This window comes from Actinomadura rupiterrae (genome assembly GCF_024172125.1).
Lineage (GTDB): Bacteria > Actinomycetota > Actinomycetes > Streptosporangiales > Streptosporangiaceae > Spirillospora > Spirillospora rupiterrae.
Genome location: NZ_JAMZEA010000009.1, coordinates 337,757 through 360,668 on the forward strand (window position 1 = coordinate 337,757; position 22,912 = coordinate 360,668).

At 74.6% G+C, this 22,912-nt stretch carries 2 protein-coding genes; both read left to right on the plus strand.

Annotated features, from left to right (window positions below):
- Positions 1-22: 22 nt before the first annotated feature.
- On the plus strand, positions 23-15,349 hold the full coding sequence (locus FHU30_RS31675) for a type I polyketide synthase (RefSeq protein WP_253880722.1): 15,327 nt from the start codon (positions 23-25) through the stop codon (positions 15,347-15,349).
- 28 nt (positions 15,350-15,377) lie between these two features.
- Positions 15,378-22,910, plus strand: coding sequence for a type I polyketide synthase (locus tag FHU30_RS31680; RefSeq protein WP_253880724.1), 7,533 nt, complete (start codon positions 15,378-15,380; stop codon positions 22,908-22,910).
- Positions 22,911-22,912: the final 2 nt, after the last annotated feature.

Consider the following 22,912-nt stretch of genomic DNA (forward strand, 5'->3'; position numbering starts at 1 on the left):
CCAGGAAGGTTGGACGACCCCCATGGCGACCGCGGACGAGCTTCGCACCTACCTCCGGCAGGCGACCCTCGACCTGCACCAGGCCCGCACGCGGCTCCGCGAGCTGGAGTCGCGGACGCGGGAGCCGATCGCGATCGTCGCGATGGCGGCCCGCTACCCCGGCGCCGACTCCCCCGAGGCGCTGTGGGACCTGGCCGCGGGCGGCCGGGACGCGGTCACCGGCTTCCCCGCCGACCGCGGCTGGGACCTCGACGGCCTCTACGACCCCGACCCCGAGGTCCCGGGGAAGACCTACGTGACGCGGGGCGGGTTCCTGCACGACGCCGCGCTGTTCGATCCGGAGTTCTTCGGCATCAACCGGCGCGAGGCCATGGCGATGGACCCGCAGCAGCGGCTCCTGCTGGAGGTGGCCTGGGAGTCCCTCGAACGCGCGGGGCTCGACCCGGCCGCGCTGCGCGGGTCCGCGACCGGCGTATTCGCGGGGGTGATCCCGCAGGAGTACGTGTCGCTGGGCGGCGCGGACGAGGAGGGCCTGGACGGCTACCTGCTGACCGGGTCGATCCCGAGCGTCGCGTCGGGGCGGGTCGCCTACCAGCTCGGCCTGGAGGGCCCGGCCGTGACAGTCGACACGGCCTGCTCGTCGTCGCTGGTCGCGGTGCACCTGGCCGTCCAGGCGCTGCGGAACGGCGAGTGCGGGCTGGCGCTGGCGGGTGGCGTCACGGTGATGGCGACGCCCGGCATGTACCTGGAGTTCAGCAGGCAGCGCGGCCTCGCCCCGGACGGCCGGATCAAGCCGTTCGCGGCGGGCGCGGACGGGACGATCTGGGGCGAGGGCGCGGGAGTGCTCGTCCTGGAACGCCTCTCGGACGCGCAGCGCGCGGGCCATCCGGTCCTGGCGGTCGTGCGCGGCTCGGCGGTGAACCAGGACGGCGCGAGCAACGGCCTCACCGCGCCGAACGGACCGTCCCAGCAGCGCGTGATCCGCGCGGCGCTGGCGAACGCCGGGCTCACCCCCGACCAGGTGGACGCCGTCGAAGCGCACGGCACCGGGACCACGCTCGGCGACCCGATGGAGGCGGAGGCACTCATCGCCGCCTACGGTCAAGAACGTTCGCGCCCGCTGCTGCTCGGGTCGATCAAGTCGAACATCGGGCACACGCAGGCCGCCGCCGGAGTCGCCGGGATCATCAAGATGGTCATGGCGATGCGGCACGGCGTCCTGCCGGGCACGCTGAACGTGGACGAGCCGTCGCCGGAGGTCGACTGGAGCTCCGGCGGCCTGCGCCTCGTCACCGAGGCGACGCCGTGGCCCGAGTCGGACGGTCCGCGCCGCGCGGGCGTGTCGTCGTTCGGGATCAGTGGCACCAACGCGCACGTCATCGTGGAAGCGGCTCCGGCCGGGGAACCTGTGGAGGCGCGGGACGCCGAGAGGCCGCTGCCGCCGGTTCCGTTCGCGATCTCCGCGCACACCGAGGCCGCGTTGCGCGCGCAGGCGACCCGGCTCGCCGCCCACCTCGACCGCGACCCAGACCTCCGGCTCACTGATCTCGGCCATACGCTGGCCGTGGGACGTCCGCTGCGCGAGCATCGCGCCTTCGTCGTCGCGGCCGATCGCGAGGGGTTGCCGTCGGGTCTGCGTGCGCTGGGCGCGGGCGAATCGTCCGCTTCGGTCGTCACCGGGACGGCCGGTGCGGCGGGCACGCTGGCGTTCATGTTCACCGGCCAGGGCAGCCAGCGTCCCGGGATGGGCCTGGGCCTCGCCGAAGCCCATCCGGTCTTCGCCGCCGCGTTGGCCGAGGTCGCCGAACTCCTCGGACAGACCCCCGAAGCCCTCCTGACGCACGCCGAGCTGAACCAGACCGAACACGCCCAACCGGCATTGTTCGCTCTCCAAGTCGCCCTCTACCGGCTCCTGGAACACCACGGCATCACGCCTGACCTGCTCATCGGCCACTCGCTCGGCGAGATCAGCGCGGCCCATGTCGCGGGCGTCCTGTCGCTGGAGGACGCCTGCACGCTGGTCAGCTCCCGCGCCCGGCTCATGCAGAGCGCGAGCGGGAACGGCGCGATGATCGCCCTCAACGCCCCCGCCGAGGCCGTCCGTTCCCTGCTCCCGGACGATGGGACGGTCGGGATCGCCGCGATCAACGGCCCGAACGCGACCGTCGTCTCCGGCGACCACGACGCCACGCACCATGTCGCGCAGCAGTGGCGCGACCAGGGCGGACGGGCCCGTCCGCTCAAGGTCAGCCACGCGTTCCACTCGCACCACATGGACCCGGTGCTCGACGAGTTCCGCGCCGTCGCGGCCGGGCTGACCTACCACCAGCCGCGCATCCCGGTGATCTCCAACGTCACCGGAGGCATCGCCACCGAGCTGGACGATCCCGACTACTGGGTCCGCCACCTGCGCGGCACGGTCGACTTCCACCAAGGCGTCATCACGCTCCACGCCGGCGGCGCGACCGCCTACCTCGAACTCGGCCCCGACAGCACGCTCACCACGCTCGCCACCGGGACGCTCGCGGACGAAGGCGTCGCGCTGTCGGCGACGCTGCGTCCCGGACGGCCCGAACCCGAGACCTACGCGCTGGCCCTCGCCCGCGTCGCGAGCGCCGGGGCGGCGACACCCGACTGGGACGCGATCTTCCCGGAGGCGCGTCCGGTCGCGCTGCCGACCACGGCGTTCGACCGGCAGCGCTACTGGCTGGCCGGAGGCCGGTCGCCCGGGGCCGCCGAGGTGCTGGGGCTCGACAGGACGGGCCACCCGCTGCTCGGCGTCGCGACCGACCTCGCCGACGGGTCCGGCGTCGTGCTGACCGGGCGGCTCAGCACCGGCATCCACCGATGGCTTCCCGACCACGTCGTCCAGGGCTCGGTGCTACTGCCTGGGACGGCGTTCCTCGAACTCGCCACCCATGCCGGAACCCGCACCGGCACGCCGCACGCCGAGGAACTCACGCTGGTGCGGCCGCTCGTCCTCACGCCGGGGACGCCCGTCCGCGTCCAGGTGACCGTCAGCGGCCCGGATGACGGCGGCCGCCGCTCGGTCGCCGTCCACGCGCGCACCGACGAGAACGAACCGTGGACGCGGCACGCCACCGGCACGCTCTCCGCGGCCCCCGAGATGCCTCCGGCCGAACCGGTCGGCGCGTGGCCGCCGCCCGACGCCGAGCCGCTCGACATCGACGCTCTCTACGAGACCCTCAGCAACCAGGGTCTCGACTACGGGCCCGCGTTCCGTGGAGTGCGTGCCGCCTGGCGCGCGGGAAGCGATCTCTACGCCGAGATCGCGCTCCCCGAGGGCCAGGACGCCGGCGGGTACGGCCTCCACCCGGCGCTGCTCGACGCCGCGCTTCACCCGCTGCCGTACGCGTTCGGCGACGACGCGCTGCGCCTTCCGTTCGCCTGGCAGGACTTCACGATCTGGGCCGAGGGCGCGTCCGCGGTCCGCGTCCGCATGGCGGTGACCGGCGACGACACCATCGAACTGGCCCTGTCCGACGGCACGCGGCCGATCGCGGCCGGGACGCTCACGGCGCGCCCGCTCACCGGCGAAGGTCTCGCCGCAGTGCGCGCCGCCCGGCACGATTCGCTCTACGGCATCGAGTGGAAGCCGCTCGCGACGCCGTCGGACGTTCCGTCCCGTAGCTGGGACGAGTTCGGCGAAGATCTACAGATCACCGCGGGTGCGGATACCGTCCTGATGCAGATCGGCAGCAGCGGCGACGGGCATCCCGAGGCGGCCCACGACCTCGCCGAGCGGACGCTCCGCCACCTTCAGCGGTTCCTCGGCGATTCCGCGATGGACGATGCGCACCTCGTCGTCACCCTCGCCGAGGACGATCTGACCGCCGCGCCGATCGTCGGGCTCATCCGCACCGCGCAGGCCGAGAACCCCGACCGGATCACGCTCGTCACCCACGACAGCCCCATCCTCAGAGACCGGCTCGACGCCGCGCTCGCCACTGACGAGCCGCACATCGCATTCCGCGAAGGCGCGATGTTCGCCCCGCGGCTCGCACGCACGACCTCCAACACCACCGAACCGGCGCCGCTCCGCACCGATGGCACCATCCTGATCACCGGCGGCACAGGCAGCCTCGGCGCGCTCCTCGCCCGCCACCTCGTCACCGAGCACGGCGCGCGGAACCTGCTGCTGACCAGCCGCTCCGGCCCCCAGGCTCCGGGCGCGGACGAGCTGGCGGCGGAGCTTCGAGAACTCGGGGCGAACGTCGAGATCGCCGCCTGCGACGCGTCCGACCACGACGCGCTGGCGCGGCTGCTCGACGCCATTCCCGCCGAGCGGCCGCTGACGGCGGTCGTGCATACCGCCGGGGTACTCAACGACGCCACATTCTCGGCACTCACTTCCGACGAACTCCACGTTGTCCTGAAACCGAAAATCGACGCCGCGTGGAACCTGCACCGCCTCACCCGCGACAACCCCGACGTCACCGCGTTCGTCCTCTACTCCTCGATCGCCGCGACGCTGGGGAACCCGGGGCAGGCGAACTACGCCGCCGCGAACACCTACCTGGACGCGCTGGCCCGCCACCGCCGCGCCGAGAACCTCCCCGCCACGTCCCTCGCGTGGGGGCTCTGGGCGCAGGACGGCGGCATGACCGGCACGCTCGACACGGCCGACCGGACCCGCCTCGCCCGTATCGGCGTCGCCCCGCTCGGCACCGCCGAGGCGCTCGCGCTGTTCGACACCGCGCTCACCAGGGACGATCCGTTCCTCGCACCGTTCCGCCTGGACGCGGCAGGCGCTCGGCAGGCTCCCGAGATCCCGGCGATGCTGCGCGGTCTCGTCCGGCCGGCGCCGACCCGCACCGCCGCACACGCGGACGGCGACCAGCTCGGACGGCTCGCCGCCCTGACCGGAGCCGACCGCGCGGCCGGGCTGCTGGCGATCGTGCGCGGCGAGCTGGCGGCCGTGCTCGGCCGGAGCGACCGGGACGCGATCCCCGCCGACCGCCCGTTCAAGGAACTCGGCTTCGACTCGCTCACCGCCGTCGAGCTGCGGAACCGGCTCAGCAGGCTCGCGGGACGCAGGCTCCCCGCGACGCTGGTCTTCGACCATCCGACGCTCAACGCCCTCAGCCGCTTCCTCGGAACCGAGCTGTTCGGCGACGCCGACGAGCAGGCGAACCGGCCCGCGCCGACCGCCCGGACCAGCGCGGACGAGCCGATCGCCGTCGTCGGGATGGCGTGCCGCCTGCCCGGTGACGTGTCCACACCCGAGGACCTGTGGCGGCTGCTCACGGACGGCACCGACGCGGTCTCCGGCTTCCCGGACGACCGCGGCTGGGACCTCGACGCCCTCTACAGCCCGGACCCGGCGACGCCCGGCACGTCCTATGCCCGGCACGGCGGTTTCGTCCGGGACGTCGCCGGGTTCGACCCCGCGTTCTTCGGGATGAGCCCGCGCGAGGCGCTCGCCACCGACCCCACGCAGCGGCTCCTGCTGGAGGTGTCCTGGGAGGCGATCGAGCGCGCCGGGATCGAGCCGGGCTCGCTCCGCGACAGCTCCACCGGTGTCTTCGCCGGGTTCATGCGCAGCGGCTACGACAGCGGCAACCCGCCCGCCGAGCTGGAGGGCTACCTGGCGACGGGCAACATCGGGAGCGTGGTGTCCGGGCGGATCGCCTACACGCTCGGGCTCCAGGGCCCGGCGATCACGGTCGACACGGCCTGCTCCTCGTCGCTGGTCGCGCTGCACCTGGCCGCGCAGGCGCTCCGGAACGGCGAGTGCGACCTGGCCCTGGCGGGCGGCGCGACGATCATGGCGTCGCCCGCGACGTTCATCGAGTTCAGCCGGCAGCGCGGGCTCGCCCCGGACGGGCGGTGCAAGTCGTTCGCCGCGGGTGCCGACGGCACCGGCTGGGGCGAGGGCGCGGCGATGCTGCTGGTCGAGCGGCTGTCGGACGCGCGCCGCAACGGCCACCCGGTGCTGGCGGTCGTGCGCGGCTCCGCCGTGAACCAGGACGGCGCGAGCAACGGCCTGACCGCGCCGAACGGGCCGTCCCAGCAGCGCGTCATCCGCGCCGCGCTCGCCGCCGCGAACCTCGCGCCCGGGGACGTGGACGCCGTGGAGGCGCACGGCACCGGCACGACGCTCGGCGACCCGATCGAGGCGCAGGCCCTGATCGCCGCCTACGGTCGGGAGCGCGAGCGGCCGCTGCTGCTCGGGTCGGTCAAGTCGAACATCGGGCACACGCAGGCCGCCGCAGGCGTGACCGGCGTGATCAAGATGATCCTGGCGATGCGGCACGGCGTCCTCCCCCGGACCCTGCACGCGGACGAGCCGTCCCCCGAGATCGACTGGAGCTCGGGCGCGCTCGCGCTGCTCACCGAGCCGCAACCGTGGCCTGTGGACGACCGGCCGCGCCGCGCCGGGGTGTCGTCGTTCGGTGTCAGCGGCACCAACGCGCACGTGATCGTCGAAGCGGCCGCCGAGCCGGAGCCCGAGCCCGCCGCGAGCGCAGAGCCGCCCGCGATCCCCTGGGTGCTGTCGGCGCGGGACGAGGCGGCCGTCCGCGAGCAGGCCGACCGGCTCCGCCAGGCCGTCGGCGCGCTGCCGCCCGTCGATGTCGGGCTGTCGCTGGCCACCGGACGCACCGCGTTCGACCACCGCGCCGTCGTCATCGGCCGGGACCGGGAGGCGCTGCGGCGCGGCCTGGACGCGCTCGCGGCGGGCGAGCCCGAGCCGGTGATCGGCCTCGCCGCCGAGGTGGGGCGTCCGGTGTTCGTGTTCTCGGGCCAGGGCGGCCAGTGGCCGGGCATGGCCCTGGAGCTGGCCGAGCAGTGGCCGGCCTTCGCCGACAAGCTGCGGGCGTGCGAGGACGCGCTCGCCGCGCACGCGCCGTGGCGGCTCCGCGACGTGCTGGCGGACGCGGAGGCGCTGAAGAAGTCCGATGTCGTCCAGCCCGCGCTGTTCGCGGTGATGGTCGCGCTCGCCGGACTGTGGCGGTCGTTCGGGGTGGAACCCGCCGCGGTCGTCGGGCACTCGCAGGGCGAGATCGCCGCAGCTCACGTCGCGGGCGCGCTGTCCCTGGACGACGCGGCGCGCGCGATCGTGGCGCGGTCGCGGGTCCTGACGGCGCTCGCGGGCGCGGGCGGCATGGCGTCGGTGGAACTGCCCGCCGGCGACGTCGAGCGGCGGATCGCCGACCTGCCGGAACTCGGCGTCGCGGCCGTGAACGGCGCGGATTCGACCGTGCTGTCCGGGGAGGTCGCGGCACTGGAGCGGTTCGGCGCGGCGGTCGCCGCCGAGGGCGTCCGGTTCCGGATGCTGCCGGTGAACTACCCGTCGCACGGGCCGCAGATCGAGCGCGTCCGGGACGAGCTGCTGGAGGCGTTCGCGCCGATCCGGCCGCGTCCGGCGGAGATCGCGTTCTACTCGTCGGTGACCGGCGGCCTGCTGGACGGCGCGGAACTGGACGCCGCCTACTGGTACCGGAACGCGCGGCAGACCGTCCGGTTCGCGGACGCGACCGCCGCGCTGCTGGAGTCCGGGCACGAGGCGTTCGTGGAGGTCGCGCCGCACCCGGTGCTGACCAACGCGGTCCGGGCGAGCGCCGAGGCCGCCGGGCGGGCGGTCGTCGCGGTCGGCTCGCTGCGCCGCGACGAGGGCGGCTTCGACCGGTTCCTGACCTCGGTCGGCGAGGCGTACGCGGGCGGGCTCGCGGTCGACTGGACCCCGGCGCTGCCGGGCGGCCGCCACGCGGACCTGCCGACCTACCCCTTCCAGCGCCGCCGCTACTGGATGGCGTCCGGGACGGGCGCGGCGGACGTGTCGGCAGCCGGGCTCGCGAAGGTCGAGCATCCGCTGCTCGGCGCGGTGCTCGCCCCGGCCGACCGGGACGAGCCGGTGTTCAGCGGCCGGGTGTCGGCGGCGGCGCAACCGTGGCTCGCCGATCACGCCGTGGGCGACACCGTGCTGCTGCCCGGCGCGGCGTTCGTGGAGGCCGTGCTGCACGCGGCCCGCGAGGTCGGCTGCGCCCGGCTGGACGAGCTGACCCTCGCCGCCCCGCTCGTCCCGGCGGACGGCGGCGCGCAGCTCCAGATCGCGATCGGCGCGCCCGACGAGGACGGCCGCCGGAGCGTGACCGTCCATTCGCGTCCGGCCGACGCGGACGCGGACGAGCCGTGGACCCGGCACGCCACCGGGACGATCACGCCCGGCGAGGCGGCGCCGCCCTGGCGGGACGAGGGTGTCTGGCCGCCGCGCGGCGCGACGGCGATCGACGTCGGCACGGCATACGACGACCTCGCCGAGCGCGGCTACCACTACGGGCCGTCCTTCCAGGGGTTGCGCGCGGCTTGGCGCCGGGACGGCGAGGTGTTCGCCGAGGTCGCGCTGCCAGAAGACCGGACCGACGACGGCCACGCGCTGCACCCGGCGCTTCTGGACGCGGCGCTGCACCCGATCGCGCTCGGTCTGCTCGGCGCACACGAGGGCGCGGTGCTGCCGTTCGCCTGGGAGGGCGTGACCGTCCATGCGGCGGGCGCGTCGGTGCTGCGCGTCCGGCTGACCGAGGACGGCGACGGCCGGATCACGGTCGCAGGCCTCGATCCGGCGGGCGGGCCCGTCGTGACGGTGTCCGCGCTGACCGTCCGGGCACTCGACCCGGGCGCGCTTCCAGCGCGGACTGGAGGCGGCGCGCTGTTCCGGGTCGAATGGTCGCCGCTGAGCGCGGAGTCCGCGCCCGCTTTGCGGGTCGGCGTGCTCGGGGCCGTTCCGGTCCCGGGCGCCGAGCGGTTCGACTCGCTCGATGCGGCCGGTCAGGCCGCGCCCGATGTGCTGGTGCTGCCCGCTCCGGCAGGCGGGCCGGTGACCGAGACGGTCGCCCGGACGGCCGATCTCGCGCGGGCGTGGCTCGGCGACGAGCGGACCTCGGCTTCGCGGCTCGCGATCCTGACGGCGAACGCCGCGCGCGTCGAGCCCGTGGACCACGTCACCGATCTTGGCCAGGCCGCGGTGACCGGCCTCGCCCGGGTCGCGCGCGCCGAGAACCCGGACCGGTTCGTCCTGGTCGACATCGACGACCACCCGGCCTCGTACGCGGCGCTTCCCGAAGCGCTGGCCACGGCCGTCGCCGCCGGGGAACCCGAGATCGCGCTCCGCGCCGGGACGGCCCTGCTGCCGCGCCTGGCCCGGACGGCTCCCGCCGACCGCGTACCGATCACGCTCCGCCCGGACGGCACGGTCCTGATCACCGGCGGGACCGGAACGCTCGGCGCGCTGGTCGCGCGGCACCTGGTCACCGCGCACGGCGCGCGGCGGCTGCTGCTCACCAGCCGCTCCGGCGAGCGGGCGCCCGGCGCGTCCGAGCTGGCCGCCGAGCTGCGCGGGCTCGGCGCGGACGTGGAGATCGCGGCGTGCGACGCGTCCGACCACGACGCCCTCGCACGGCTCCTCGACGGCGTGCCGGCGCTGTCGGCGGTCGTCCATGCGGCGGGCGTGCTCGACGACGGCGTCATGACCGACCTGACGTCCGAGCGGATCGACGCTGTGCTGCGCGCCAAGGCCGTCTCCGCCTGGAACCTGCACGAGCTGACGACCGGGCGCGACCTGGACGCGTTCGTGCTGTTCTCCTCGCTCGCCGGGACGCTCGGCTCGGCCGGGCAGTCCTCGTACGCGGCGGCGAACACGTTCCTGGACGCGCTCGCCCGGCACCGCCGCGCGCTCGGCCTGCCCGCCGCCTCCCTCGCCTGGGGGCTGTGGGAGCAGGACAGCGGCATGACCGGCCACCTCGGCACCGCCGACCTGGCCCGGCTCGCCCGGACCGGTGTCGCGCCGCTGCCTTCGGACGCCGGGCTCGCCCTGCTCGACGCCGCGCTCGCCTCGGACGAGCCGGTCCTCGTTCCGTTCCGGCTGGACGCGGCGGGCGCGCGGCGGTCGGCGGAGATCCCGCCGATGCTGCGCGGTCTGGTCCGTCCGGCAACGCCGCGCGCCGCCGCCGCTCCAGCCGCCGCCGGCACGCTCGCCGAACGGCTCGGCGGCCTTCCCGCGGCCGACCGCGACGCCGAACTGCTGGCGATCGTCGGGGCTCAGCTCGCGTCCGTGCTCGGCCATGACGATGGCGAATCGGTCGCGGCGGACCGTCCGTTCAAGGACCTCGGCTTCGACTCGCTCACCGCGGTCGAGCTGCGGAACCGCCTCGCCAAGGCCACCGGCCTGCGGCTGCCCGCCACGCTGGTGTTCGACCACCCGACCCCGGCGGCGCTCACCCGGTTCCTGGCGTCCGAGCTGTTCGGCGACGAGGCGTCCGCCGCGCCCGTCACGCGGGTCGTGGCGGCCGACGAACCGATCGCGATCGTCGGGATGGCGTGCCGCCTGCCCGGCGAGGTGACCACTCCCGAGGAGCTGTGGCGCCTCCTGCTGGACGGCACGGACGCCACCACCGCGTTCCCGACCGACCGAGGCTGGGACCTGGACGCCCTCTACAACCCCGACCCGGACGTCCCCGGCACCTCGTACACGCGGCGCGGCGGCTTCCTGCGCGACGCGTCCGACTTCGACCCGGCGTTCTTCGGAATGAGCCCGCGCGAGGCCCTCGCGACCGACCCCCAGCAGCGGCTGCTCCTGGAGGTGTCGTGGGAGGCGGTCGAGCGCGCCGGGATCGACCCGGCATCGCTGCGCGGCAGCTCCACCGGCGTGTTCACCGGCCTGATGAAGAACGCCTACGACGGCGAGGGCGGCCCGCCCGAGCTGGAGGGCTACCTCGGGACCGGCAACACCGGCAGCGTCGCGTCCGGCCGGATCGCCTACACGCTCGGTCTCGAAGGGCCCGCGATCACGGTCGACACCGCCTGCTCGTCCTCGCTGGTCGCGCTGCACCTCGCCGCGCAGGCGCTGCGCAACGGCGAGTGCGACCTGGCGCTCGCGGGCGGCGCGACCGTGATGGCCACACCCGCCCTGTTCATCGAGTTCAGCCGCCAGCGCGGCCTGGCGCGGGACGGTTTCTGCAAGCCGTTCTCCGCTGCGGCCGACGGCGCGGTCTGGGCCGAGGGAGCGGGCGTCCTGCTGGTCGAGCGGCTGTCGGACGCGCAGCGCGCCGGGCATCCGGTGCTCGCGGTCATGCGCGGCTCGGCCGTGAACCAGGACGGTGCGAGCAACGGCCTCACCGCGCCGAACGGACCGTCCCAGCAGCGCGTCATCAGGGCGGCGCTCGCGAACGCCGGGCTCACCCCCGACGACGTGGACGCCGTGGAAGGCCACGGCACCGGGACCACCCTCGGCGACCCGATGGAGGCCGAGGCGCTCATCGCCGCCTACGGCCAGGAGCGCTCGCGGCCCCTGCTCCTCGGGTCGGTCAAGTCCAACATCGGGCACACGCAGGCCGCCGCCGGGGTCACGGGCGTGATCAAGATGGTCATGGCGATGCGGCACGGCACCCTGCCCGGCACGCTGCACATCGACGCGCCCACCCCGCACGTGGACTGGACGCGCGGAGCCGTCGAACTCCTCACCGAGACGACCGAGTGGCCCGAATCCGGACGGCCGCGCCGCGCGGGCGTCTCGTCGTTCGGGATCAGCGGCACCAACGCGCACGTCATCCTCGAAGCCGCTCCCGCGCCCGTTGAGGAGCCTGTTTCGCGTGACGATCGGCCGCTGCCGCCCGTCCCGTTCCCCATCTCGGGACACAACGGCGCCGCGCTGCGCCTCCAGGCGTCCCGGCTGGCCGACCACCTCGACCACAACCCGGACATCCGTCTCAGCGATGTCGGCCACGCGCTCGCCACGGGCCGTCCGCGCCTGGCGCACCGTTCCTCGGTGATCGCCTCTGACCTGGACGAACTCCGGACCGGGCTGCGTGCTCTCGCCGAGGGTGCGAGTTCGCCGCTGGTCGTTCCGACCGCCTCCGGTGCTCCCGGCAAGGTGGCGTTCATGTTCACCGGGCAGGGCAGCCAGCGTCCCGGCATGGGCCTGAAACTGGCCGGGACCCACCCGGCCTTCGCGAGCGCCCTCGCTCAGATCGCCGAGCTGTTCGGGGAGACTCCCGAAGCACTGCTCGCGCACGCCGAACTGGACCAGACCGAGCATGCGCAACCGGCGCTCTTCGCCCTCCAGGTCGCCCTCTACCGGCTCCTTGAGCACCACGGCATCACGCCCGATCTGCTCATCGGCCACTCGCTCGGCGAGATCAGCGCGGCTCACGTCTCCGGCGTCCTGTCGCTGGAGGACGCCTGCACGCTGGTCAGCTCCCGCGCCCGGCTCATGCAGAGCGCGGGCGGCGACGGCGCGATGATCGCGCTCGACGCGCCCGCCGGGACCGTCCGGGAACTCCTCCCGGACGACGGGACGGTCGCCATCGCCGCGATCAACGGGCCGAACGCGACCGTCATCTCCGGCGACCACGATGCCACGCACCACGTCGCCGAGCAGTGGCGCGACCGAGGCGGACGCGCTCGTCCGCTGAAGGTCAGCCACGCGTTCCACTCGCACCACATGGACGCCGTTCTCGACGCGTTCCGCGAGGTCGCGGCCGGGCTGACCTACCACCGGCCGACCGTCCCGGTCATCTCCAACATCACCGGCGAGATCGGCACCGAGCACGACGATCCCGACTACTGGGTCCGCCACCTGCGCGGCACGGTCGACTTCCACCGAGGCGTGACGACCCTGCACGCCACAGGCGCGACCACCTTCCTCGAACTCGGGCCGGACGGAACGCTCACGACGCTCGCCACCTCGTCCCTTGCGGACGAGAAGGTGGCCCTGGCCGCGACGATGCGCGTCGGGCAGCCGGAGGAGCGGACGTTCGCGCGGGCGATGGGCGTCGCGATCACCGCCGCCGATGCCACACCCGACTGGGAGGCGGTCTTCCCCGGCGCCCGGCGTATCGACCTGCCGACCAGCGTGTTCGACCGCCAGCGGTACTGGCTCATGCCGACGCGTCCGGCGGGAAGCGCGGAGCGGCTCGGCCTGGACGCCACCGGCCACCCGCTCCTCGGCGCCGCCATCGAGCCGGCCGACGGCACCGGGATCATGTTCACCGGCCAGTTGAGCACGGCCGCGCAGCCCTGGCTGCTCGACCACGCGGTGGAAGACGCCGTGCTCGTCCCCGGAACCGCGTTCCTCGACATGGCTGTCCACGCCGGGACGCGTGCCGGCACGCCGCGCGTCGAGGAGCTGACCTTCGAGCAGCCGCTCGTCCTCACGCCTGGCGATCCCGTCCGCATTCAGGTGGCGGTCGGCGGGCCGGACGACGAGGGTCGCCGCACGCTCAGCATCCACGCTCGCGCCGCCGAAGCCGGGCCCTGGACGCGGCACGCGACGGGCACGCTCGCCGAGGCGCAGGCCACTCCCCCGACCGAATCCGCCGAAGCGTGGCCGCCGCCCAACGCCGAGCCACTCGACACAGACGACCTCTACGCCACCCTGGCCGGCCAAGGTCTCAACTACGGGCCTGCTTTCCGTGGCCTCCAGGCAGCCTGGCGGGACGGCGACGCGCTGTACGCCGACATCGCCCTTCCGGACGGGCAGGACGCCACCGGCTACGGGTTCCATCCCGCACTGCTCGATGCCGCGCTTCACCCGCTGGCCCACGCCTACGACGGCGACACCCTCCGACTGCCGTTCGCCTGGCAGGACTTCGAATGCTGGGCAGACGGTACGACTCGCGTGCGCGTCAAGCTGACCGCCTCCGGCGACTCCGTATCGGTGACCGTGTTCGACGAGGTGCAGTCGATCGCGGCCGGGACGCTTACGACGCGTCCTGTCGGCGAGCAGGCGTTGGCCGCGTTGCGGGCCGTCCGGCAGGAGTCGCTCTACACCGTCGAGTGGGTCGAAGTCCCGGCTCCGGGCACCGACACCGATGCCGTGCATCTCGAAGTGGACGACAGCGGGCGTCCCGAGGACGTCCTTGAGCGCACGGAACGCTCGCTCCGGGAAATCCAGGGCTTCCTCGCCGACCCCGCGAACGACGCCAGGCAGCTGGTCGTCACCGTCCCGAAGGACGGCCTGACCAGCGCTCCCACGCTCGGCCTCGTCCGCGCCGCCCAGGCCGAGAACCCCGGCCGCATCACCCTCGTCACCCGCCAGGACGGCGGCACGGTCGCGCCGCGCCTCGTCCGGACGGCTCCGACCGGCAAGGCTCCCGCGCCGCTGCTCCGCACGGACGGGACCATCCTGATCACCGGCGGCACCGGAACGCTCGGCGTGCTCCTCGCCCGCCACCTCGGCACCCGGCACGGCGCGCGGAACCTCCTGCTGACCAGCCGTTCCGGGCCGCGGGCCGCGAGCGCCGCCGAGCTCCGGGACCTCGGCGCGAACGTCGAGATCGTCGCCTGCGACGCGTCCGACCGCGACGCGCTCGCAGGGCTGCTCGACGGAATCCCCGCCGACCGGCCGCTCACGGCGGTCGTCCACGCGGCGGGCGTGCTCGACGACGGCGTCCTGGCCGACCTCACTCCCGAGCGGCTCGCGGCGGTGATGCGCGCCAAGGCCGCCTCCGCGTGGAACCTGCACGAACTCACGGCCGGGACGGACCTGGACGCGTTCGTCCTGTTCTCCTCGCTCGCCGGGACGCTCGGCTCGGCCGGGCAGGCGAACTACGCGGCGGCCAACACCTTCCTCGACGCCCTCGCCTGCCACCGCCGCGCCCGGAACCTCCCCGCGACGTCTCTGGCCTGGGGACTCTGGGCGGCGGACAGCGGGATGACCGGCACGCTCGGCGCGGCCGACCGGAACCGCCTCGCCCGCACCGGCATCGCCCCGCTCGGCTCCGACGAGGCGCTCGGCCTCTTCGACGCCGCGCTCGGCCGCGACGAGCCAGTCCTGGTCCCGGCGCGGTTCGACCTCGGCGTGCTGCGCGAGCGGGCCGCCGAGGGCGCGCTGCCGGACGTCCTGCGCGGGCTCGTCCCGGCGGCGGTGTCCGGGCGCGCCGCGAAGCCGTCCGGGCCCGACCTGGTCACGCGGCTCACCGGACGGACCGACCGCGAGCAGGAGCGGATCGTCCTGGACGTCGTCCGGTCCGAGGTCGCCACGGCGCTCGGGCACCCCGACGTCCGGACGGTCGAGGTCGAGCGCGGGTTCATGGACATGGGCTTCGACTCGCTCACCGCCGTCGAGCTGCGCAACCGGCTCAGCGCGACGGCGCGGCTGCGGCTGCCGGCGTCGCTGCTGTTCGACCACCCGACGCCCGTCCGGCTGGCCCGGCACCTCCGCGGCCTGGTCGCGGCCGGCCTCCGGACGGACGGCGGCGACGGCCACTCCGCCACGACCCCCGACCCGATCCCCGGCATCGACCCGCTCGCCGACCCGCTCGCCGCGCTCGACGACGCCACCGACGACGAGATCTTCGACCTGATCGACCGCGAGCTGGACGGCCGATGAGCCCGCTACCGCCACCGGAGAGGACGAGATGAGCAACGAGGAGAAGCTCCGGACCTACCTGAAGCGGGTCACGGCCGACCTGAAGCTGACCCGCCAGCGCCTCCGCGAGGCGGAGTCGGCCGCGTCGGCGGCGCGGGAGCCGGTCGCGATCGTCGGAATGGCCTGCCGGTATCCGGGCGGTGTCGCCACTCCCGAGGGCCTGTGGGACCTCGTCGCGGCGGGCACGGACGCGATCGGCGCGTTCCCCACCGACCGTGGCTGGGACCTGGACGGCCTGTACGACCCGAACCCCGACGCGTCCGGAAAGACCTACGTCACGCGCGGCGGTTTCCTGCACGACGCGGCGCGGTTCGACCCGGCGTTCTTCGGCATCAGCCCGCGCGAGGCCGTCGCGGTCGATCCGCAGCAGCGGCTCCTGCTGGAGGTCGCCTGGGAGGCGCTGGAACGCGCCGGGCTCGATCCGGCGGAGCTGCGCGGCAGCCGGACCGGCTTGTTCGCGGGCTGCATGTACGGGGACTACGCGACGCGCGTGCGACCGGCGCCGAGCGAGCTGGAAGGCAGCCTCGGCATGGGCAGCGCGGCGAGCGTGCTGTCCGGGCGGGTGGCCTTCACGCTCGGGCTGGAGGGCCCGACCGTCACCGTGGACACGGCCTGCTCGTCCTCGCTGGTCGCGCTCCACCTCGCCGTCCAGGCGCTGCGCAACCGCGAATGCGACCTCGCGCTCGCGGGCGGTGTCACGGTGATGGCCACACCGGCGACGTTCGTGCAGTTCAGCCGCCAGCGGGCGCTGTCGCCGGACGGCCGCTGCAAGGCGTTCAGCGCGGACGCCGACGGCACCGGGTGGAGCGAAGGGGCCGGGCTGCTCGCCGTCGAGCGGCTCGCCGACGCGCAGCGCCTCGGGCATCCGGTCCTGGCGGTCGTGCGCGGGAGCGCGGTCAACCAGGACGGCGCGAGCAGCCGCCTGACCGCGCCGAACGGCGAAGCACAGCGGCGCCTCATCGCCGACGCACTCGCCGCCGCCGGGCTGCACCCTAGGGACGTGGACGCGGTGGAGGCGCACGGCACGGGCACGACGCTCGGCGATCCGATGGAGGTCGAGGCGCTCATCGACGCCTACGGCCAGGAGCGCTCGCGGCCGCTGCTGCTCGGCTCGGTCAAGTCCAACCTCGGGCACACGCAGGCCGCCGCCGGGGTCGCCGGGATCATCAAGATGGTCATGGCGATGCGGCACGGCGTGCTGCCCAGGACGCTGCACGTCGAGCGGCCGACCGCGCACGTCGACTGGACGGACGCGCCGGTGCGGCTGCTCGCGCAGGAGAACGCCTGGCCGGACGAGGCGGACCGTCCGCGAAGGGCGGGCGTGTCGTCGTTCGGGATCAGCGGCACCAACGCCCATGTCATCCTCGAAGCCGCCCCGGCCCGGGAGAACGCGGACGAGCAGGCTCCCCCGCTTCCCGCGCCCGTCCCGCTGCTGCTGTCGGCGAAGAGCGAACCCGCGCTCCGCGACCAGGCCGCCCGCCTCGCCGAGGTCGTCGGCGAGCACGAGCACGCGGACGTCGCGCACACCCTCGCCCGGCGCACCGCCTTCACCCACCGCGCCGCCGTCGTCGCCGACTCGGCGGAAAGTGTCCGGGCAGCGCTCGAAGCGCTCGCCGCGGGCCGTCCGGCACGGGACGTCGTGACGGGCAGCGCCCTATCCGGGCCGAGCGCGTTCGTGTTCTCCGGCCAGGGCAGCCAACGCCCGGGGCAAGGAGCGGAACTATACGACGCGTGCCCGGAGTTCGCCGAGGCGCTGGACGAGGTCGCCGAGCATCTCGACCCGCATCTCGGAACGCCGATCCGGACGGTCATGTTCGCGCCGGAAGGCACCGCCCACGCCGAACTGCTCGGCCGGACGTCCTTCACCCAGCCCGCGCTGTTCGCCTACCAGGTCGCGCTCGTCCGGCTGCTGAGCGAGATGGGCGTGACCCCCGACTATCTGATCGGGCACTCGCTCGGCGAGATCACGGCCACCCATCTGGCGGGCGTGCTCGACCTCCCCGACGCCGCCGCGCTCGTCGCCGCGCGGGCCCGGCTGATGGACGCCACGAGCACGGACGGCGCGATGATCGCGCTGCCCGTCGCCGAAGCGGACGTCCGCGCGCGGCTCACCGCGGACCTGCGCCCGTACCTGGACATCGCCGCCGTCAACGGGCCGTCCGCGACCGTCGTCGCCGGGGACGCCGACCGGGCCGAGGCATTCGCCGACCTGTTCCGTGCGGAGGGGTTCCGGGCCGTCCGGTTGAGGGTGAAGCACGCCTTCCACTCGCCGCACATGGACCCGGTTCTGGAGGCGTTCCGCGAGGTCGCCGCCGGTCTCACCTACCGGCCGCCGCACACGCCAGTCGTGTCGAACCTGACCGGCGAGCTGGCCGATCCGGATCAGCTCGCCTCTCCTGACTACTGGGTGCGGCACATCCGCGGGACAGTCCGGTACGCGGACGGTGTGCGGACGCTGTGGCGGCAAGGCCTCGTCCACTTCCTGGAACTCGGCCCGTCGCCAGCACTGACCTCACCGACGCGCGACACGCTCGCCGCCGAGGATCCGGAGGGGCGATTCGCGGTCGTCCCGATGCAGGCACCGCGGCGACCGCAGGTTCATGCGCTCACGGCGGCGCTGGCCGAGGCGCACGCGGCCGGGGTGCCCGTGGACTGGACGCGTCGCATGCCCGGACGGCATGTGCCGCTGCCGACCTACCCGTTCCAGCGGCAGCGGTTCTGGCTGGACGCGCCCGTCGCGGCGGGCGATGTGTCGGCCGCCGGGCTCGACGCGGCCGGGCATCCGCTGCTCGGCGCGTCGACCCGTGTCGCGGACGGCGGCGGCCTGCTCCTCACCGGACGCCTCTCCGCCGCGTCCCAGCCCTGGATCGCCGACCACTCGGTGCACGGCACGCCCCTGCTCCCCGGGACGGCCCTGGTCGAGCTGGTGCTGCACGCCGGTGCGGCGGTCGGGCTCCCGCGCATCGCCGAACTCACCCTCGAAGCGCCGCTGGCGCTTTCTGGCGGCGACGGTATCCGGCTCCAGATCGCCGTCGGCGAGCCCGACGCGTCAGGCGACAGCCGCGTCACCGTCCACGGACGCCCCGACACCGATCCCGACGCCCCTTGGACGCGGCACGCCTCCGGCATCCTGACCTCGGACGCCGCGTCCGACGCCGACCCGATCGGAGCGTGGCCGCCGCCAGGCGCCGGGCCTGTCGACCTCGCCGATCTCTACTCGGGGCTCGGTGCGCTCGGACTCGACTACGGGCCCGCCTTCCGAGGTCTCACGGCAGCCTGGCGGGACGGCGGCATTGTGTTCGCCGAGCTGGAGGCGCCCGAAGGGATCGAAACGGATGGGTTCGGGCTGCACCCGGCGCTGTTCGACGCCGCGCTGCACGCCGCCGCGGGCAGCGGGGAGAAGTTGCGCGTCCCGTACGCCTGGCGGGGTGTGTCTTTGCACTCTCCGGGCGCCGGAGCCCTGCGGGCTCGTCTCACCCTCGCCGGGGACGACACCGTGGCGCTGAGGATCGAGGCCCCGGACGGCCGGACGGTCGCGTCGGTCGAGGCGATGTCGGTGCGGGCGATCAGCGCGGACCGCCTCGCACCCCGCGCCGCCGCACCCGAGCCGCTACGCGTCGCCTGGTCCGAGATCGCCCTCCCCGAACCCGCCACGACCACCGCCACGGTCGTCGCCCTTCCGCAAAGCGGAGATGTCGAAAGCACGGTTGTCGGAGCGTTGCGGCTCGTCCAGGAGTGGCTTGCCGAGCATGCGGACGACGACGAGCGGCTCGTGGTGACGACGGTCGGCGCGGTCGCCGTGACCGGCGCCGAGCTTCCCGACCTGGGCGGTGCCGGCGCGTGGGGCCTGCTGCGGTCGGCGCAGACCGAGAACCCCGGCCGGATCACCCTGCTCGACCTGGACGGCCCCAACGTCCCGGACGACCTGATCCAAGCGGCCGCCGCCCACGACGAACCACAGCTCGCCGTGCGGGAGAGCGTTCTGTACGCGCCGCGCCTGGCCCCGGCCACCGTCCCAGACGAGCCGGACGAGCCGGACAGCCCGTTCGGCCCGGACGGAACCGTGCTGATCACCGGAGGGACGGGCGCGCTGGGTGCGCTCACCGCCCGCCACCTGGTGACGAAGCACGATGTCCGGCACCTGCTGCTGATCAGCCGCCGAGGCGAGGCCGCCGAAGGCGCGTCCGAGCTGGCCGAAGAACTGCGCGCCCTCGGCGCGGACGTGACGATCGCGGCATGCGACGCGGGAGACCGCACCGCGCTCGCCGCACTCCTCGCCGACATCCCGGCCGCGGCGCCGCTGACCGGCGTGGTGCACTGCGCCGGCGTCCTGGACGACGGGCTGATCACCAAGCAGACAGCGGACCGGATCGTGGCAGTTCTGCGCGCCAAGGCCACCGCCGCCGAGAACCTGCACGAGCTGACGCGCGACCTCGGTCTGAAGGCGTTCGTCCTGTTCTCGTCGCTGGCCGGAGTGCTCGGCAACGGGGGCCAGGCGGGTTATGCCGCCGCGAACGCCTGCCTCGACGCGCTCGCGCAGCGGCGGCGGGCGAGCGGCCTGCCGGCCGTCTCCATCGCGTGGGGGCTCTGGGCCGAGTCCGGAAACCTGACCAGCGGCATGGACGAAGCCGACCTGGCCCGCCTCGGCCGCGCCGGGGTCCTGCCGATGAGCCCGGACGAAGGTCTCGGCTTCCTCGATGCCACGCTGGCGTCGGAGGAGCCCGCGCCGGTCGCGGTCCGCTGGAACCGCGCCGCGCTCCAGGCGCAGGCCGACACCGGCCGCCTGCCGAAACTGCTTGAATGCCTGGTCCGGAAACCGGCGGCGAAGACGGCCCCCACACAGGAAGACGTGGCCGGGAGGCTCGGCGCGCTGCCCGAGGCGGAGCGCGAGCGGGCCGTGCTGGATCTCGTCCGGGAGACGGTCGCGCTCGTCCTCGGGCATTCCGGTGCGGACGACGTCGATCCCGGCCAGGCGTTCGAGGAGCTGGGCTTCGACTCGCTGACCTCGGTCGAGCTGCGCAACCGGCTCGGCATGGCCGTCGGGCGGCGGCTGCCCGCCACGCTCGCGTTCGACCATCCGACGCCGCGTGCCCTCGCGGCGCACCTCGCCGAAGGCTTCGGCCAGGCCGCCGCCGCCGCGAAAACGCGTCCGGCGAGGGTCGCGTCGCGCGCCCCCGAGGACGAGCCGATCGCCATCGTGGGCGCGGGCTGCCGCTTCCCCGGCGGTGTGACCAGCCCGGAAGGGCTCTGGGACCTGGTCAGGTCCGGGGCGGACGCGATCGGGCCCGCGCCGTCCGACCGGGGCTGGGATCTGGCGGAGCTGCGCGCGTCCGCCGCGAGCCGCACCGACCACGGCGGGTTCCTCGCCGACGCGGCGGGCTTCGACCCGGCGTTCTTCAAGATCTCCGAAGCCGAGGCCGAGGCGATGGACCCGCAGCAGCGGCTGCTGCTGGAGACCTCGTGGGAGGCCGTCGAGCGGGCCAGGATCGCGCCAGGGACGCTGCGCGGCAGCAAAACCGGCGTGTTCGCCGGGGTCATGCACAACGACTACGGCGCGCGCCGCTACTTCACGGGCGGCGCGGCCGGGTTCGGCGGGCACCTGCTCACCGGGAACACCTCCAGCGTCGCGTCCGGGCGGGTCGCGTTCGCGCTCGGCCTCGAAGGGCCGGCGATCACGGTCGACACGGCCTGCTCGTCCGCGCTGGTGGCGATCCACCTGGCCGCGCGGGCGCTGCGGTCGGGCGAGTGCGACCTCGCGCTCGCGGGCGGCGCGACGGTGATCGCGAGCCCGCTGCTGTTCGTGGAGTTCAGCGCCGGGCACGGGGTGTCGGAGGACGGCCGCTGCCGGTCGTACGCGGCGGACGCCGACGGCACCGGCTGGGCCGAGGGCGCCGGGATGGTCCTGCTGGAGCGGCTGTCGGACGCGCGCCGGAACGGCCGTCCGATCCTGGCGGTCGTGCGCGGCAGCGCGGTCAACCAGGACGGCGCGAGCAACGGCCTCACCGCGCCGAACGGGCCCGCGCAGCAGCGCGTGATCCGCGCCGCGCTGGACGCCGCCGGGCTCGGACCGCGCGACGTGGACGCCGTGGACGGTCACGGCAGCGGCACGTCCCTGGGCGACTCCATCGAGGTCGGCGCGCTGATGGCGGCCTACGGCGAGGAGCGCGGGCAGGACCGTCCGCTGTGGCTGGGGACGGTCAAGTCGAACATCGGGCACACGCAGGCCGCGGCCGGGATCGCGGGCGTCCTGAAGATGGCGATGGCGATGCGGCACGGCACGCTCCCGCCGACCCTGCACGCCGAACGACCGTCCGAGCTGGTGGACTGGGGCTCCGGCCCGGTCCGGCTGCTGACCGGGCCGCGGCCCTGGGAGCGGGACGGCGACCGTCCGCGCCGGGCGGCGGTGTCGGCGTTCGCGCTGAGCGGCACCAACGCGCACCTGATCATCGAGGAGCCACCGGCGGTCGAGGACGGCTCCAGCGCGTCCGGCGGCGACGGGACGATCCCGCTGATCCTTTCCGGAAAGTCACCGGACGCGCTGCGAGCACAGGCCCGGCTCGTGCAACATCACCTCGCCGAGCACACCGGACTGGACGAGCGCGACGTGGCGTTCTCCCTGGCGACGACCCGCACGCTCCTCGCCCACCGCGCGGTCGTCCTGGGCCGCGACCGGGACGAGCTGTCCCGGCGGCTCGGCGCTCTGGCCGGCGGCGAGGCCGAAGCCGAGGCGAGCGTGATCGTCGGGACTCCCGCCCGCACCGGACGGACCGTCCTGGTCTTCGACGGGAGCGTGACGCGGCGTCCGGAGGCCGTGGCGAGGCTGCTCGCCGAACGGCCCGCCTTCCGCGACGCGTTCAACGCCTACGCCGAAGCCCTCGCAGGCCAATGGGACGTCCACGCGCTGCTGGAGACGCGGCCGGACGCGCTCCCTGTCCGCTTCGCGAGCCTGGTCGCATTCGGCGCGCTCTGGAAGGCGCATGGCCTGGAACCGGACGCGGTCCTGGCGCACGGAGTCGGCGAGGTCGCCGCCGCGCACGCCACCGGAATGCTCACGCTCGCCGAGGCCGCCGAGATCGTGGACCTCGGCGCGCGCGGCGCGGCGCCGGACGACTTCACGGCCGCTCTGACGACGCTGGAGCCTCGCAAGAGCGAGATCGCGCTCCACTCGACGGACGCGCCGGAGCCGCTGACGCCCGAAGCGCTCACCCCCGGCCGCTGGCACCGCTCGCTCACCACCGAAAGCGGAACCGACCCCGCCGTCTGGGCCGAGGCCGCCGCCAGGCTGACCGGCGACGGGCACCGCCTGTTCGTCGAGCCCGGCCCCGGCCTGCGCGCGGCGCTCCCCACCAGGGCCGTCGCGATCACGACACCGGACGGCGACCCCGGCTTCGAGGCCGCGCTCGCGCACCTGCACGTCGCCACGAACGTTCCCGTGGACTGGACGAAAGTCGTCACCGGCCGTGCCGTCGACCTGCCGACCTACCCGTTCCAGCGCAGCCGCTTCTGGATCGAATCCGACTAGCC